At 66.4% G+C, this 16506-nt stretch carries 11 protein-coding genes; all 11 read left to right on the forward strand.

The annotated features are described in order from the left end of the window. The first annotated feature begins 749 nt into the window (after positions 1–749). The gene (locus FJY88_01475) at positions 750–1727 is read left to right on the forward strand and encodes a YbbR-like domain-containing protein (protein ID MBM3286014.1); all 978 of its coding nucleotides are present in this window, start codon (positions 750–752) and stop codon (positions 1725–1727) included. Positions 1728–1939: 212 nt separating this feature from the next. Beyond that, positions 1940–2224 carry an integration host factor subunit beta gene (locus tag FJY88_01480; protein ID MBM3286015.1) on the forward strand — a complete coding sequence of 95 codons (285 nt, stop codon included), beginning with the start codon at positions 1940–1942 and terminating at the stop codon, positions 2222–2224. Between the two features lie 46 nt (positions 2225–2270). Continuing rightward, the gene (gene rsmI / locus FJY88_01485; protein MBM3286016.1) at positions 2271–3059 is read left to right on the forward strand and encodes a 16S rRNA (cytidine(1402)-2'-O)-methyltransferase; all 789 of its coding nucleotides are present in this window, start codon (positions 2271–2273) and stop codon (positions 3057–3059) included. Then, a complete protein-coding gene (locus FJY88_01490) occupies positions 3019–3675 on the forward strand; it encodes a CDP-alcohol phosphatidyltransferase family protein (GenBank protein ID MBM3286017.1) in 657 nt (218 codons plus the stop codon). The genes rsmI and FJY88_01490 overlap by 41 nt, the downstream gene beginning before the upstream one ends. Continuing rightward, complete coding sequence (gene tmk / locus FJY88_01495) at positions 3486–4358, forward strand: dTMP kinase (protein ID MBM3286018.1); 873 nt, start codon at positions 3486–3488, stop codon at positions 4356–4358. The genes FJY88_01490 and tmk overlap by 190 nt, the downstream gene beginning before the upstream one ends. An 80-nt stretch (positions 4359–4438) precedes the next feature. Beyond that, complete coding sequence (larC, locus tag FJY88_01500) at positions 4439–5668, forward strand: nickel pincer cofactor biosynthesis protein LarC (GenBank protein ID MBM3286019.1); 1230 nt, start codon at positions 4439–4441, stop codon at positions 5666–5668. Between the two features lie 384 nt (positions 5669–6052). Continuing rightward, a complete protein-coding gene (locus FJY88_01505; GenBank protein MBM3286020.1) occupies positions 6053–9619 on the forward strand; it encodes a hypothetical protein in 3567 nt (1188 codons plus the stop codon). Positions 9620–9761: 142 nt separating this feature from the next. After that, on the forward strand, positions 9762–10700 hold the full coding sequence (locus FJY88_01510) for a hypothetical protein (protein MBM3286021.1): 939 nt from the start codon (positions 9762–9764) through the stop codon (positions 10698–10700). A gap of 90 nt (positions 10701–10790) precedes the next feature. Further along, entirely contained in the window at positions 10791–12401 is a 1611-nt protein-coding gene (locus FJY88_01515; protein MBM3286022.1) for a hypothetical protein, read from the forward strand. Positions 12402–12436: 35 nt separating this feature from the next. Further along, positions 12437–14665: a hypothetical protein gene (locus FJY88_01520; protein ID MBM3286023.1), complete on the forward strand. Its 2229-nt coding sequence runs from the start codon at positions 12437–12439 to the stop codon at positions 14663–14665. 12 nt (positions 14666–14677) lie between these two features. Next, on the forward strand, positions 14678–16477 hold the full coding sequence (locus FJY88_01525) for a hypothetical protein (GenBank protein ID MBM3286024.1): 1800 nt from the start codon (positions 14678–14680) through the stop codon (positions 16475–16477). The last annotated feature ends 29 nt before the right edge of the window (positions 16478–16506 follow it).

Here is a 16506-nt window from a genome sequence, read left to right on the forward strand (position 1 = left end):
CCCTCGGCCCGGAGACAGGCTCGAGCTCCTCCTCCGTCTCGAGGGGCGCGACTACATCGATCGGGAGTCGGGGATACCTTCCTCGATCGAGCGCGCGGTCCAGGCGCGCTACGAGCTTCGGGAGAGGGCCGCGGCGCGTCCCTATCTCGAGCAGAGGATCGAATGGCAGGACTACGACAGATCCTCGGGGATCTTCCAGGACAGCAGGAGCTGGGGCGGCGAGATTGGAATCGACCTGCTGGCCGGCCGGTTCGGCGGGCGGGCCGCGCGCGGGGGGCGGGACTCGGGACCCGAGTGGAGAACGCGTCTGGCCGTGTCCTTCGATCTCCAGACCCCGGATGACGACTCTTCGGACAGCCTCTCCGCCGGGGCAGACTACGGAGAATACGGAGGGATCCTGGGGATCGTGCGGGAGGGAGGCGAGCGCTTCTGGCTCGACCTGTCCATCGGGGCGGGACGCAGGGACTACGCACGAGGCGGGGGGACGACCCTGGCGTTCGAGGGATTGAACTTCAGTCTCGCGACGACCGACTACGACTACGTCCGGGCGTCGCTGATCGCGCAGTGGACGCCGATCGCCCGGATCGAGCAGGAGATCTTCGTGCAGTGGGACGAGGAAGTCCATGACGCGAAAGAGGACGACTTCCGCCTCTGGATCGTCAGCTACTCCATCGCCCGCCGCTTCTGAGACGCCCGAGCGCGCAGACGCCCAAACTCGTCTGGCATGACGCCTTCCTCGGTCCTAAGCTATGCGCGTCTCATGCGGAGGTCCGTGCCGGGGGTCCATGATGGCCAGAAGAAAGCGCTCGCTCTTCCACAACGCCGGGATCAAGCTCCTCGCCCTCATCATGGCGCTGGCCGTCTACATCCACGTCTTCTCCGCTCAAGATCGCGAGATGGTCCTTCGCGTTCCGCTCCAGATCGCTCCGATTCCCGGGGACCTCGCCTTGACGGGGGAAGTGCCCGCGGTGGCCCGGATCCGCGTGCGCGCCTCGGGCAAGGATCTGCTCAAGCTGCGCACGCGGCGCTTCCCTCTCAGGGTCGCCCTCGAGTCGCCCCGCGTGGGCGCGCTCCAGCGGCCGCTCTTCGGCTCCGACGTCGTGCTGCCCCACGGCGTCAAGGCCGCGCGGATCGAGGTGCTCGAGCCGGATCTGCTTCATCTTCAGATCGAGAAGAGCAGGACGCGCCAGCTTCCGATCGCGGTCCGCCTGGAGGGCGAGCTTCCCTCCGATCGCGCGATGGTCCGCCGCCCGGTTCCCGAGCCGGCGGCGGTGCGGGCGACAGGGCCGGAGTCGATCCTGGCCGCGCTCGATTCGCTCCACACGGCCCCTCTCTCCGTCGAGGGTTGGCGCGGCGACACCGAGAAGGATGTCCGGCTCGCGCCGCCGAGCGGGATTTCCGTGGAACCCGGTTCCATCCGACTCCTGATCGAGATCGAGGAGCGGGAGGAACGGATGGTCGGCCCGCTGGGGATCAGGATCGATGCGATTGCCCCGGCCAGAGCGGCCTCCATCGATCCCGAGTCGGTCATGGTCTTCTTGAGCGGGGCCGTCTCCGTCGTGAAACAGGTCGACCCGCATGCCCTCGATGTCGTTGCCAGGGTGCGGCGCCCGGTTCCCCACGCGCAGAAGGTTCCACTGGCCGCCGCCCTCTCCCGCCAGGCCTCCCCCGTCCTCATGCGGATCCGGTGCAGGCCCGACAGCGCCGTCGTCGTCCTTCAGAGATAGGGGGAGGGGAGAGGCCGCGGCGGACTCCGGCCGGGCAAACCACGAATCAGATGCAGGTTACTGATTGGGGGCGCGCTTTTTCGCCTTGACACCCCTGGGGGCCGTTGCTAGCTTGCAGTCGCTTGCAGTTCAGCAACTCCGCATGTTCGTTGAGCTTATCTGCGCGAATGGCCTGCGGGCGAAGGAAGGGAAGATCCTTAGGAGGGATGCAGATGACAAAGGCTGACCTCGTCGACGAGATCGCCGATCGCACCGGTCTTACGAAGAAGGATGTGGCGGAGACGGTGGACGAGTTCCTCGAGGCCGTCTCGCGCGCCCTCGTCCAGGGCAAGCACATCGAGATCAGAGGATTCGGCACCTTCAAGGTGAAGGATCGCCGTCCTCGGATCGCCCGCAATCCGCGAACGGGCGCGCAAGTCCAGGTGCCCCCGCGAAAGGTGCCGGTCTTCAAGGTCTCCAAGGAGCTGAAGGACAAGGTCGCCGGCCCGTCCCAGTAGTCCCGTGGGTCGCGAGAGGGCTGGGGGCGGCAGCGGCCCAACCAGCCTGAAGAGGGACCCGGGACACGGTGCCGGCCCGGGCACGCTTTTTCTCATCGCCACGCCTATCGGCAATCTGGAGGACATCACCCTTCGGGCCCTGCGCGTTCTCCAGGAAGTGGACTGGATCGCCGCCGAGGACACGCGGCGCACAGCGATCCTCCTGCGCCGCCACGGCATCGACTGCCGCCTCTTCTCCCATCACGCGCACTCCGAGCATCGAAGCGCGCCGGGGCTCGTCTCGAGACTCATGGCGGGAGAGAGCGGCGCCCTCGTCACCGACGCCGGGACGCCGGCGATCTCCGATCCCGGCTTCCATCTCGCCCGCGCGGCCAGGCGGGCGGGGATCCGCGTCGAGGTGATTCCTGGGCCCTCGGCGATCCTCGCAGCCCTTCTTGCGAGCGGGCTTCCCGCCGACCGCTTCGCGTTCTGGGGATATCCTCCCCCGCGGGAGGGGGCGCGGAGGCGGTTCATCGAGTCCGCCATGAGCCAGGGCTGCACGATCGTTGTCTTCGAGGCGCCCCATCGCGTTCTACGATGCATGGAGGCGATCGCCGCGATCGATCCGGAAAGGGAGGTCGCGATCTGCCGCGAGATGACAAAGAAGTTCGAGCAGATCGATCGGGGCGCCGCGCGCGATCTCCTTGAACGCGCGGGCAGAGGCCCTCAGCGAGGGGAGTTCACTCTCGTGATCGCCGCCGGACGGACGAAGGGCGGCACAACCGCGGCGGACGCGGACGCCGGATCGGGCGGCGATGCGGGATCGTCCACGCCAGACGCGGAGCGGAGGAGATAGGATGGGCGGCTCCATCAAGAGCAGCGTGCGCGCGATGGCGGCCCCCCTCGGAGCCGTCCTGGCGAGAGCCGGCGTGTCGGCCAACGGCGTCACCCTCGCGGGGCTCGTCCTGGCCGGCATCACCGGCGCGATGCTGGCCGGCGGCCGATGGGGATTGGGCCTGCTCTTCTTCCTCGCGAGCTCCCTCTGCGACCTCCTCGACGGGGCCGTCGCGCGCGCCCGCGGCGCGAGCGGCTCCCCGCTGGGCGCGGCCCTCGACTCGACGGCCGATCGGTACGGCGAGGCGCTCGTCCTGGGCGGCGTCCTGATCGACGCGCATCTCCGGAGCGGGGCGGGGGAGATCTACACTTGGATCTGGGTCCTTGCGCTGACGGGATCGTTCCTGACGTCCTATGTCCGCGCGCGCGCGGAGGGGCTCGGCCTTCGATGCGAGGTCGGACTGATGGAGCGGCCCGCGCGTCTCGCCCTGATCGGGATCCTCTGTCTCATCGGTCCGCGGGCCGGCATCTGGACGCTCACCCTGCTCGCCCTGGGAGGCCACATCACTTTCGTTCAGAGGCTGCTGCACGTGCGCCGCGAGTCGATGCGGCCGGCCCGCGATCGGGAGGGACATTGAAGGCGTCGCGGCGCTCCGCGAATCTCCCCCGCTTGAGGAATCTCCCCGGGCTCTTTCTTACATTCGAGGGAATCGAGGGATCGGGGAAGTCGACGCAGGTCGAGATGCTCGCCGCGAGGCTCCTCGCGGACGGATGGACCGTGCGCGTCGTGCGCGAGCCCGGCGGGACCGCCCTTGGAGAGGATCTCAGGCGCACGCTTCTTGCGCAGGCGGAGGAGCCGATCGATTCGAGGGCGGAGCTGCTCCTCTATCTGGCCTCGCGCGCCCAGCTCGTGGAGCGGATCGCCATCCCGGCCTTGCGGAGTGGGGCTCTCGTCCTTGCGGATCGTTTCGGCGACGCCTCGGTCGCCTATCAGGGCGCGGGGAGGGGACTCGGCGAGGCGCGCGTGCGCTCGCTCGTCCGCTTCGCGACCGGCGGCCTGGTTCCGGACCGCACCTACCTGCTCGACCTTCCGCCCGAGGAGGGCCTGCCGCGAGCGCGCGCCCGGGGCGCTCTCGATCGCCTCGAGGGCGAGGACATCCGGTTCCACAGGGCTGTTCGCCGCTCCTACCGGGGGATCGCCTCCCGCGAGCCCTCCCGCGTTCTCCTGCTCGACGGCAGGGTCCCCGCGGACCGGATCGCCGAGCGGATTCTTCGCGACGCCCGCTCTCTCCTTCCTTTTCTCCGCCGATCCGATCTGTGATCCTGAAGAGGGAAGGACTCCGTCCGCCGGCTGCGCTCGATTGGACTTGACTGGATCCGACCCTCGCGGGAGGTGCCCCCATGCGTGCCTATCTGGATCTCTGGACCGGCCTGTCAGGCGACATGATGGTCGGCGCCCTCTTGGACGCGGGCTGGAGCGAGGAGCAGATGCGCTCGACCTTCTCCTCCCTCGGCCTCCCCGAGGCGAGGATCGAGGTCGAGGCCCGTTCCCAGCGGGGGATCCGGGGCCTCGGGATCCGCGTGGAGACTGCGGATGAGCCGCCCGAGCGCTCCTTCGCCGACATACGCCGGATCATCGGCACCTCGCGTCTCGATGCCGGGGTGCGCGAGCGCAGCCTGCGGCTCCTGCATCGCCTGGCGGTCGTGGAGGGGCGGATCCACGGCGTGGACCCCGAGGAGGTCCACTTCCATGAGCTCGGCGGCGTCGACTCGATCGCCGACATCGTCCTTTCTGTCGCGGGTCTGGAAGGGCTCGGCATCGAGCATCTGGCCTGTGGGAGCGTCCCTCTGAGCCGCGGGGAAGTCTCGACCGACCACGGCCTGCTCCCCGTCCCCGCCCCCGCGACGCTGGCGCTCCTCGAGGGGCTGCCGGTCCGGTGGCTGCCGATCGAGGGAGAGTGGCTCACCCCCACCGGGGCGCTTCTCCTCTCCGGGTTGGTCAATTCGTTCGGTCCGCCCGCCGACATGGTCCTGCGCCGGATCGGGATCGGCGCGGGCACGAGGCGATCGGAGGATCGCGCGAACATCGTCCGCATCCTGGTGGGCGATCCCGCCGAGCCGTCCCTGGGAGGAGAGGGGGGAGCCTGCGGCGAGGAGCGACTGGGCTGGGTCTCGATCCTCGAGACGAATCTTGACGATCAGGATCCTCGCCAGGTCGAGGAGGTCGCCCGGCGGCTCGAGGAGGCGGGGGCCCTCGATGTCCTCAGGATCAGCGCCCTCATGAAGAAGGGGCGAGCGGGGACCCTGCTGACGGTCCTGTGCGATCCGTCGAAGGAGGCTGAGCTGGGAGACCTGCTTCTGACACAGAGCACGACGCTGGGGATCAGAATCCGCAGGGAGCCCAGGAGGGAGCTCCAACGGTGGATATCGGTGGTCGAGACGGAGTACGGGAGCGTCCGCCTCAAGTGGAGCCGGCCCGGAGGGCGTCCGCGAGCGGTGGCGGAGTTCGAGGATCTCCGCGCGAGGGCCCGCGCCGCGAACGTGCCGGTCTGGGTCGTCGAGCGGGCCGCCCTCGGGGCCGCGCAGGCCGCCCCTCCGTTTCCGGATGCCCCCCAACTGTTTTCCGACTGAGCAGTTGACACCCCGCGCGTCCGTTCCTATACTGTTGGCAGGCTGACCTACCAGACTGGGCTTTGAGGACATCGCGGAACTGGCTTCTGAGGCGAGAAGGGTCCCCCATCCGATTGCTTGCGGAGTTCGGCTGTCTGAGGCCGGCTCCCGGGAGATGTATAGCTAAATCGCTCACGGCGGGACTGTTCGCGTGTTCCGCCCGGCAAGGGTTCGAGGCTGTTGAGTCTGTCGCGCTTGCCCTGGTTGGGAGGGCCGGTGCAGACGAGCGAGGGAGGTGATGCGGATCCCAACTGCCGCGCCCGGGGATGCGCGGCGGCTCGAGCCGTCCATGCGAGAGAGCGGCGGCGGCGAGATCTCGATCCCCCGATCCGTACGGATAGTCACTTGGATTGGTCGCCGCGAGGGACCGGCAACAAGGGCTGCAGCATGGAGCCGGAAGTCCCCCCGGAGGACCCAAAAGAGAGACGGAGGCTCGTTATCATGAGGATGACTCTTCCCATCCTGATCGGGCTCTTGATTGTGACGGCGGCCGTCGCGGTCGCCGACAACCCGGGTCAGCAGGCTCTGAAGTATGAGCTGGGACTGATGCCTGGGCAGCTTCACAACGATCTCATGATCAGGGACAATGCAGGAATGAGGGCCGACACCACCTGGTGGGGCGGCCACACATGGATCTCCGGGGAGTACTACGCGTCTCCCTACCTGAACGCCAGGGTGGACGCGGTCTACAGCTTCGATCGCGGCACCGGGCCGAACAACCCGCCCGCCCCCTACATCCACAACGGCCAGGGATGGAAGGCCGTCGACCTGACGGCCAACTCGGTCCAGTACTGGCGGGTGATCGACGAGAACTTGGACCTTGGCGAGGGCGTGGTCGCGCCGCTCGTCGCCGGCGTCTACTCCCTCTGGTTCGGCGTGAACCAGCCTGAGGCCGATCAGCTCTGCTGGCAGTGCGGCGCGGGCTACGGCAACGACTACTGCCAGAGGGTGACCTCGCCGAACATCGCCTACAACGGCACGGCCAACATCAGCCTCGAGATGCTCTACTGGAACGACAACGAGGAGTGCTACGACGGGACGACGATCTACCTGAAGCGCGCCGACAGCGTCGAGCTCTCGATGAACCAGCACACGGGCGGCTGCCCCGCGAACCCGGGCTGGGAGACGCAGGGCAAGGGATTCACCGGCCGGATCGGCGTCGACACGCTGACCTGGACCGTCGTTCCCGAGCTGTGGGTCAGCCCCTCCTACGGCACCGCGGAGATCGGCGCGGCCCAGAACATCAACTTCATCATCGAGTTCATCTCTGACGGCGGTCTGTCCAACGAGGACTGCCGCGGCGACTTCCTCCTCGGTGGCTTCGCCTGCGACAATATCGAGTACAAGGTCAACGGCGCCGTGAGCCAGTCGTGGAACTTCGAGGACAACACCTTGCAGGGCTGGACCCGCGGATTCTGCCTCCCGGTCGGCGCCTACGGCGGCATCTGGGACTTGAGCCTCTTCGAGATCCTCGATCCGTGCGCCTGCAGGCTCGAGAACAACATCCTCGCTCTTGCCGTCGAGGAGCAGGGGGAGTGGGTCCACCCCTACGGCCAGCATGTGAACCTGATGGGGCCGATCTGCAACTTCGCCAACACCGATCTCAAGACGATCTTCATGGAGTTCGACATGTACGCGGAGATGCCTCGCGAGAACGGAGTCCTGATCCGTCCGTGCTGGCAGTACTACCCGTACCTGTGCGAGATCACCCAGACGATCCAGTGGTCTCCGATCGTCGGGCAGGACGCCTTCAACTACTTCGGAACCGACCCGGTCTGCTCGACCTGGCGCTACGGCGCGACGACGGTCAACAGCGGAGTCCCTGTTCCGAACAGCGCGGAGCAGGTCATTCCGATCATCGAGCTTCTGGGCAACTGCGACACCTTCGCCATCACGAACTGCAGCGGCGTCACCAACTACACGCCTCTGTTCGACAACATCGTTGTCGGCGTGACGGGTGCAGCGAACGCTCCGTCCATCTCTTCCGACAACGGAACGCTCTTCCAGGACATCGGCAGCATGCCGTCGATCAACTTCGACGTGCGCGCCCCCGGCCCTGCGAACGTGACCGTCGACAAGTGGATGGACAACCAGGCCAAGAGAGACAAGCTCGGAGACTCGCTCTTGATCATCGGCCCGGATCCGGGAACCGACGTCAACAAGCGGTGGAACGCGAAGCTCTGGTGGCGTGTCGCCCGCAGGGGCGCCTTCCAGTCGGATTTCGCCGGCGGCTCGCAGACGGCCTACAAGACCTGGAAGGACAGGGTCGCGGACGGCAAGTTGATCGACCGGCCATACCGTCCGGAGTTCACCTGGGGCCAGATGGACTCGAACCAGGTGGGTGTCATCCCGCAGAAGAACCGGCTCATCTCCCACTTCCGCGAGGACGACGACGACTACGTCGCGCCCGAGTCGAACCCGCTGAACGAGATGCTGCTCGATGACATCTTCTACCCGGGCACCCAGATCCAGTACTTCATCACGGCCAGCTACAACAACTTCCCGAATGAGAGGTACTTCTATCCGGATACGCTGGGCGGCAACTACTTCGAGTTCGAGATCCTCCCTGGTGTGCGCACGGCCAACGTGCCCAACTGCGGCGGCTCGGGCTTCAACTTCTGCGCCTTCCATCCGGCGACGCTCTACATCGACTTCTTCAACCGCGGCAGCCAGTTCTTCATCGAGAACGCCTTGGCCACCCTGCTCAACGACAAGGCTCCGTGCCTGATCGAGGACGGGTGCCCGATTCCCCCCGATCGGAACTGGGACCGCTACGACTACTCCGATGGATCGTCGAACTGGAACGCCCCGTTCGCTCGCGGCCTTGTGGCCGGCAGCACCAACGGGATGACGCTGAACCAGATCCTGGGTTACAGGACGATCATCGGCAACACGGGGACCTACAGCGAGGGAGCCACGCAGGAAGAGGACTATCTCCTCTTCGATCAGTGGCTGACGGAGCCGAACTGCGGCGCGAATCAGAACTCGCAGCTCTTCGTCTACAACGGAGACAAGTGCGGCGAGATCCTGATGGCGCTGCCGACCTTCGGCGTGCCGTTCCTCAACAACACGCTCGGCGCCCAGCTGCTCTGCGACGCGTTCAACGGCTACACGACCGACCCGGAGTGCGCGCCCGAGGACAACTCCTACTGCTTGCAGCTGCTTCCGGTCGGTGGCGGGCCGTTCGGCACGATCGTGGCTGTCGACGCCTATGGCAGCTACTGCCCGAACCTGTACGGATTCAACGTCTACACTCCGATCAACGGAGGCGTGGGCAACAGAGTCTATACGGGCGAGGACGGCGGCAAGAGCATGCAGTACGAGCAGGTCGTCCGCACGTCGGGGCCTGACTACAACACGCACAAGTACAAGACGGTCATCGACGGCGTGAGCTGGCACCACATGACGCTGCGGGATCCCCTCGGCACGGGAGAAGGCAAGTGTCCGAGGGACACGCCCGATATCGTCGCCGGGTCTCTCGCCGAGATCCAGGCGGCCATGTGCTGGGGCCACAACATCACCGACCCCAACAACTACCGGCAGCTGCCGCGCCTGACGAGCGCCAAGGACCTCGGGCAGTGCCAGGCCACCTGGTCGCTCCCGGCCGGCGTGGATGACGCGGCTCAGGGCTCCTTCGTCAACCGTCTCTTCCAGAACCAGCCCAACCCGTTCAACCCGAGGACGTTGATCAGCTTCAGCCTGGCCCAGAGCGGCCCGGTTGATATCTCGGTCTTCGACGTGAACGGAAGGCTCGTCCGGAAGCTGGTGGACGGCACGAAGGAGGCCGGCCCTCACTCTGTCTACTGGGACGGCACGAACGACCAGGGTCACCGGGTCGGCTCGGGCGTCTACTGGAGCCAGATGAAGGTGGGTTCCTGGGCTTCCACCAAGAAGCTGCTCTACGTGAAGTAGGAATCGCGCCCTATCGAGGGCTCGGATCCGCGGAGGCCTCCGGCGAAAGCCGGGGGCCTCTCTGCGGCTGGTCGCGCGTTGACAATCTGGCGCGGGGCATCTAGCGTCGCGACTCATGACAGGATGTGGTCGAGCGGGGGCGATGATCTTCGCGGTTCTCTTTCTGGCCGCGGCCGGCAAGTCGGCCGCCGATCCGAGGGAGGCCGCCGTCGGCTCCGCGATCGCCCGCGCTTCCGCCTGGCTCGACGGCGTGCAAGTCGCGCCCTTTCTCTATGGGGCCACCTCTTTCCGCCTCTTCGCCATGGAGATCGAGGCCCGCCACCGCCTCTGGCTCGCGGCGCGAGGGGAGTCCTCCCGGAAAAGCGAACTGGATCAGCAGATCAGGGGCCGCCTTGCGCAGGCGCTCGACGCCGAGAAGCTCCGCGAGGTTCTGACGGGAGAGGACGGAGCCCTCTGTTTCACGGAGATGGCCGTGCTCGCCAAGCGGTGCCGCGACCACGGCCTCGATCCGGCCCCGTTCGGATCGGCCCTGGACGCCAACCTCGATCGCCTGAGGGCGGATGTGGATCGGCTCCCTCCGTCCCTCCAGGTTCTTCACGCGGTTTACCTCCCGGCGGCCGGGATCGATCTCGGTCTCGATGCCGCGCAACTGCGCAGGAAGGGGATGATCGCGGGCCGACCGGCCGAGGCCGATCTCACGCTCGCGGAGATCTACTACCTGACGCACGAGATCTTCGCCCACACCGACTATGGCGCCCTCCCTCTCACGGGTTTCTCGGAAGGGGAGGAACGCTTCCTCAGCCGCGCCCTCTCTTTCTTCGCGATCGTTTACGGCTCCGTGAACAATCTCGACATCCTCTCGGAGATACTGATCTGCATGGCCTCGGCGGGCCTCGCGGATGGCTGGGCTTACGAAGAGGGGATCCGGGTGCTCGTGGAGCGCCAGAATCAGGACGGGAGCTTCGGTGGCCCGGATCCGAGGAGTCTGGGCCGCCCCCTGCTGCCCACCGACTTCCTGCACGCCACCATGAACGGGCTGGGGTGCCTTCTCCTCGATTCCGCCGGCCGCCGAGGCCCCTGAAGAACCGGCCAGGGCCGGGGTTGACACCCCTTCCCGGAGGGCCCTACCATGGGCATCGGCAGGGGGTTGGTCTTGGGGCTTGGGGGTGGTATGTCCGCTCGCCGTGTGCCTACCGGCGCTCGAATAGTTCAGACGATCCAGTTCGGCCTTTCGATGGGCGTGGTCCTCGCCTCGCTCTGGGGTCTTCTTGGCGGCTGCCGCGAGCAATCCACGGTTCCGATCGACCGGAATCTGGCGCCGGAGACCTTTCTGACGTCCGCTCCGGGGGACAGCCAGACCGCCTTCTATCGGGTGGCCCTGCACTGGGCCGGCGTGGACCGGGACGGGACCGTTTCACAGTTCGATGTCGCAGTCACCGACTCCCTCCCCGGCGAAGAGATCCTCTGGCGGAGGACGGCCAGAAGCGACAGCCTTGTCGTCTTCCGAGTGGAGGAGACGAGGGAGGTTCTCGGCCATCGGTTCTACGTCCGCGCTGTCGACAACGAGGGTAGGGTCGATCCGACGCCCGCGTGGATTTTCTTCGGATCCCGAAACAACGTCGCGCCCGAGGTCGACTGGCTTCGAGCGATCGCCTATGAGCCGATCTCCGGGGCGACGAAGGGCCTGACCTCGGAGAACCAGAACTCTCCCACCGACACGATCCCGACGGGGTGGGGCGTGAGGTTCGCGTGGGACGGGAGCGACGGCGATGTGGCCGTGGCGCCGGACGGGCGGATCATCCAGGTGGGGCGTGTCGACCGCTACTTCCACCGCATGCTGCCGGTAGAGTCCGGCTACCTGCCGCCCGGCGGGAGCCTCGCCGACACCGCGGCGGAGTATCCCCCCGACTTCTTCCTGAGAATCCCGAAGGGGAATGTCTATGTGATGCAGGTCAAGGCGATGGACGACGGCGGCCTGACGGGAAGCGGCGCCATCACTCGGTCCTTCGTCTGGAATCGAGACCCTATCACGCGGATCCAGAGATGCGCCTCGCCAGGAAGCGACTATGAGCGCACCTGTTTCACGTCGAGGGGACAGACCTTCTTTTCGGGAGATACCTTGCCGTTGGGGAGACTGAACGATGATCTGCCGAGCCTCTCAACGACCGCGACCGCCTTCGATCCGGACCCGATCGACGGCGACTCGTCGGTCGCCTCGATGGAATGGCGATCGGGGTCGGGGGCAGTCTTCTCGTCCTGGTTGGAGTACGAGGGTGGAGGAGCGCCCATCGAACTCTCGGGCCTGAGAACGGGCGACTACATCATGATGGTCCGCGCGGTCGACCGGCTGGACCGGCTGGAAGGGACTCCGGACAGCCTCCGCTTCTCGGTGAACCTGAAGCCGGTCTTCGTGCTGGAACGCGACGGCTTCAGCCAGACGCCCCGCAACGGCGATGTGTTCCGCCTCTCGGATCTGGCGCAAGGCCTCGCCTGCCGCTTCCTGGTGGAGAACCCCGATGGCGATCCCGCCGAGAAGATCGGCTACGGCATCCGCTTCGAGACTCCGCTGGAGCGGGAGGCCTCCAACTCCTTCGAGCAGGTGCTGAACCCCGATGTGGCCTACGACATCACGAACGCGAAGCCGCGGGGCGGACAGAGGGAGTTCATCGTCGGAGACTACAAGCTCTTCGTCGAGGCGAAGGACAACGCCCAGGCCGGAGGGGACACGCGGGGGGGCAGGGCGAATCGGCGCGAAGTCCGCTTCCGAGTGATTCCTGATTGACGCGGTCACGGGGTCGGTACAGAGGAGATCCTCCCATGAAGCAGCGATGGCTGTTGGTCCCGATTCTTCTGGCGTGCGCGGGGTGTCTGCTCATCCCCGATGACCAGGAGACCGGCACGCGCGTGCCGAACATCCGCCCTCTGGTCAGGATCACCGCCGGCGCCGCAACCGCCGACTCAGCGGGCGTGGACTACAAGGTCAACTTCCAGTGGCGGGGAGCGGATCAGGATGGCATGGTGATCCGCTTCCAGTACGCGACCGACGACACGACGACCGAGGCGGCCTGGACCGACACGACCGCTTTCGGCGCCCTTCTGAGATTCCCTGCCGGGCAAAAGGACCCCAGGGATGTCGCCCAGACGTTCTCGGACTGGCACACCTTCTACATCCGCGCCGTCGACAACGAGTATGCCGTCAGCTCCATCGACAAGAGGCAGTTCAACGCCCGGACGATCGCCCCTCTGACGAGGATCACGTTCCCGAGGCTGGCGGCCGCGTCGGGGAACCTGGTGCGCACGTTCAACGTCGAGTGGGAGGGGGAGGATCTCGACAGCTCCGCCCCCGAGAAGACGCCCGCCCACTACGAGTACAAGCTGATCAAGCTGGCCTCCGGGTTCATCGAAGACGCGGCCATCGTCGACTCGCTCCTGCTCAGGCCCAACGCCTTCCTGGACACCCTGAGGGCCGGGGACAAGACTCGATGGATCCGCGTCAGCGGCGAGCAGAGGGAGCTTCTCCTGAGGGACCTTCCCCTCACCCAATCGAGCGAGGTCTTCGTCTTCTCGATCCGCGCCGTCGACGAGGCCGGGGCGGTCGAACCGGTGCTCGAGCGCGGCGAGAACTGGATCATCTTCCATGTCCAGGACATCCGCAGCCAACCCTATGTGACCGTGACGGAGCGTTCGCTCGGTAGGCACGTGTTCCCCAGGGACGGCGAGGTCTGGTACATCGAGGTTCCCAGCGACACTCCGGTCCGGTTCCGATGGTCGGGAGACGCGGACTACTACGGAAGCAAGGCCGGGGATGTGAACTACGGGATGGATGTGCCGGACCCGCAGGATGACAGGTACCGCGATCCCAGGGGAATCGGCGGCTGGATAGGGTGGGGGAAGTACACGGGCGTCGTCACGCCGCTCATCTTCCCGGCGACCGAGAGCGGCCAGCAGCACGTCTTCTACATCCGCATGATGGATGCCGGGGGTTTGAGAAGCTCGGAGAGGCTGTGCACGATCGTCATGACGGTCGTCGCCTTCACCTTCTCCCGTCCCGCGCTTCTGGTCGACGACGCGAAGGTGGCATACGGTCTCGGTCCGGTGAACCAGGACGCGGTCCACGACGCCTTCATCGACAAGTTCATCGGCCGCATACGGGACTTCACCGGCGGCGAGCTTGATGTGCGAAGCATGTACGCGCCGAGGGGTCAATACAACGAGGGGCTCAACCCGACGGTGAACCGGGCTCTGAAGTTGAGCGACATGGCGCTCTACTCGACGATCCTCTGGAGCTTCAACTTCGCCGGCGGCGAGACGAGCGGGATCTGGTTCCATGAACGCGAGGCGGCGTCGGGCCAGTCCGGAGACGACAAGAGGATGCTGTCCTCCTACCTTGCCGCCGGGGGGAAGCTCTTCCTATTCGGGGGGCGCCCGATCTCGGCGATCATCAGCCGCGTGCAAGGGGCGGCCGGGGGAGACTACCCCAAGCTACCGCCGCAGGCCGGGGTATCGAACGCGAACTTCACCGAGACCTCCTTCATCTGGCGGTTCCTGCACGTCCGGAACATGGTGGTCGGGATCGATCCTCTCGACTGCACCAACTCCCCCCCGAACGATCACCAGTCCTGGCGCGACGGCCTGACGCGGTGCGTGTCCAGAAACCCCGCCTACCCCGATCTGTACATCGACCCGGCGAAATTCAACGGGGAGGTGCTCTCCGGCTGTGAGATGACCCCCAAGCCCCCCACGGGGGGACTGCGCGACTACGAGGGGATCCTCTTCGACCGCCGGTACTCCCCGTTCTACCCCGAGGCCGGCCTGGACACTCTCTATACGAGCGAGACCTACAACTGGATCGGCGGGCCGCCTTCCTACTGGGGCGGCTCTGTCATCGCGCAGCGGTACGAGTCGACGCAGGTCGATACCCTTCGCGGCAATGCGCAGGGAAGGGTGGTCCTCTTCCTGTTCCAGCCTTACCCGTTCTATGAAGGACCGGCCGTAGACGCTGGAACCGCGGCGATCAACTGGCTCATCAAGGGCCAGGACTACTAGGAAGCCCCGGCGATGTGGGGAGGAGTGGGGATGACGTCTGTTGCACGAGGGTTCGTCGTGGCTTGCATGCCGTTGGTCCTGATCGCCTGCATGGCGGGCGCGCAGAGAGCGTCCTTCTCCGGCCCGCCCGTCCTCGATGACCGCAAGATCAGCTGGAGCTGGACCCCGCTCGAGGGGAAGGACCCGTACTTCCTCGGAAACACGGTGCTCGACTCCCTGAAGACGCTGGCAGGACCCGTGTCCGGCCGGCCCCTCCGGCTGTTGCGGGCGATGTACAACGGAGACAACGTCTGCGGCGTCTATGAAGGGGATGACCGGATCTTCATCTGGAACGCTCTGACCGGAGTCGTCCATGCCACGCTTGGCGCGCCGCCCGATTCCCTCCTCGATCTCGACGTGCACCCCAGCGATCAGCTCCTTGTGGGCGGGATGAGGGACGGAAGGATCGCCTTCTGGAATCTGACGGTGGGAACGACGCCGGAGGTCTACACGGGCCACGAAGGACGCTGCCGGAAGGTCCGCTTCTACGGAGCGGGGAACAACACTCGCGATCAGAGATTCGCGAGCGGCGGGGAGGATCGGAAGCTCAGGATATGGCTCGCGCCCGGAACCCCGAGCGTGGCGATTGACGCGGAGCCGGTCGTGACCCTGGACGGCACCAGCGACGGGGCGACGATCGCGACCGGAGACGGAAACGGCGTCATCAGGATCTACCGCTTCCTGCAGAACCAGTGGACGATCGATCGCCGGATCGACGCGCACCAGGGCGCGGTCACCGCGATTCGCTTCTGCAGGGATCATTCCCGCATGTTCTCCGCGGACGCTCTGGGCAATCTGAAGGGCTGGGAGACTCGGAGTTGGAAGGAGACCTTCGATGTCCAGCTCGATCGGATCGAGAGTCCGGTCATCGGAGTCAGGGATCCCGACGGAGCGCTCGCCTACGCGCTCGACGGCGAGGGTTTTTTCCAGGTCTTCGATGGGGAGGACGGGAAGCCATACCGGAGCAGGGACCTGGTGAGGGAAGGGCGGGCTTACGGCCGCGCGGTCGGCGACCTGGGCCGGCGCGTCTTCGTCGGCCTCGCCGACGGCTCCGTCCGCACCTATCGGGCGGGATTCTGCGCTCCGTCCGGGACCAACCCGGAATGCTTCGGCGGCTACATGGTCTATCGGAGCCCGACGCCCTTCCCGGAGCACGCCGTTCTGCTCCGCAGGTACGGCTTTGGAGACTCGACCTGGAGCTTCGTTGGTCTCGAGCGGTCGTTCGTCGACCCCGACTCGATGATCGCCCGCGGAGGCAATCTGGATGAGCCTCTACCGGGACCGCACAACGGATTGCCCTTCTATTACAGCATCGTCGACTACAAGCTGGTCTACCTCAACGGATCGATCTTCGATGTCGGCAACGACCCCGAGTCGATCCGGGCCGGCTTCTTCCGCGTGGAGCCGCTGGGGGATCCGACCCCCGTGGAGGCCCATCCTTCCGCCTGGAGCGCGCCACCCCTGCTCGACAGAGTGATTGTCGTCCCGAACCCCTACGAGGCGGGGCGCGTGCCCTGGGATGCGCAGCTCGGCGAGCATGTCGACTTCATGAACCTCCCCGGGCGGGCGACGATCAAGCTCTTCACTACTGCCGGAGACCACCTGCGGACCCTCGAGCACGGCGCGGGCGCATTCGGCGAATCGTCGAGCAGGGAGTCCTGGGACCTGCGGAACCATCGCGGCGAGAAGGTTGCGAGCGGCGTCTACATCTACCACATCACGACTCCCGCGAGCAAGGAGGAGGCCCAGGGCTACTTCATCGTGGTCCGCTAGAGCGGGTTGACCACATCTCAGAGGCTCGC

This window comes from Candidatus Eisenbacteria bacterium, assembly GCA_016867495.1.
Taxonomy (GTDB): domain Bacteria; phylum Eisenbacteria; class RBG-16-71-46; order CAIMUX01; family VGJL01; genus VGJL01.

What these genes read in the sequence shown, in the direction of transcription:
- larC (MBM3286019.1), top strand. Translation starts at nt 4,439, where the DNA reads ATGCGTGCCTATCTGGATCTCTGGACCGGCCTGTCAGGCGACATGATG.
- FJY88_01490 (MBM3286017.1), top strand. Translation starts at nt 3,019, where the DNA reads ATGCGGGATCGTCCACGCCAGACGCGGAGCGGAGGAGATAGGATGGGC.
- FJY88_01520 (MBM3286023.1), top strand. Translation starts at nt 12,437, where the DNA reads ATGAAGCAGCGATGGCTGTTGGTCCCGATTCTTCTGGCGTGCGCGGGG.
- FJY88_01515 (MBM3286022.1), top strand. Translation starts at nt 10,791, where the DNA reads ATGTCCGCTCGCCGTGTGCCTACCGGCGCTCGAATAGTTCAGACGATC.
- FJY88_01510 (MBM3286021.1), top strand. Translation starts at nt 9,762, where the DNA reads ATGATCTTCGCGGTTCTCTTTCTGGCCGCGGCCGGCAAGTCGGCCGCC.
- FJY88_01475 (MBM3286014.1), top strand. Translation starts at nt 750, where the DNA reads ATGCGCGTCTCATGCGGAGGTCCGTGCCGGGGGTCCATGATGGCCAGA.
- tmk (MBM3286018.1), top strand. Translation starts at nt 3,486, where the DNA reads ATGCGAGGTCGGACTGATGGAGCGGCCCGCGCGTCTCGCCCTGATCGG.
- FJY88_01480 (MBM3286015.1), top strand. Translation starts at nt 1,940, where the DNA reads ATGACAAAGGCTGACCTCGTCGACGAGATCGCCGATCGCACCGGTCTT.
- FJY88_01525 (MBM3286024.1), top strand. Translation starts at nt 14,678, where the DNA reads ATGTGGGGAGGAGTGGGGATGACGTCTGTTGCACGAGGGTTCGTCGTG.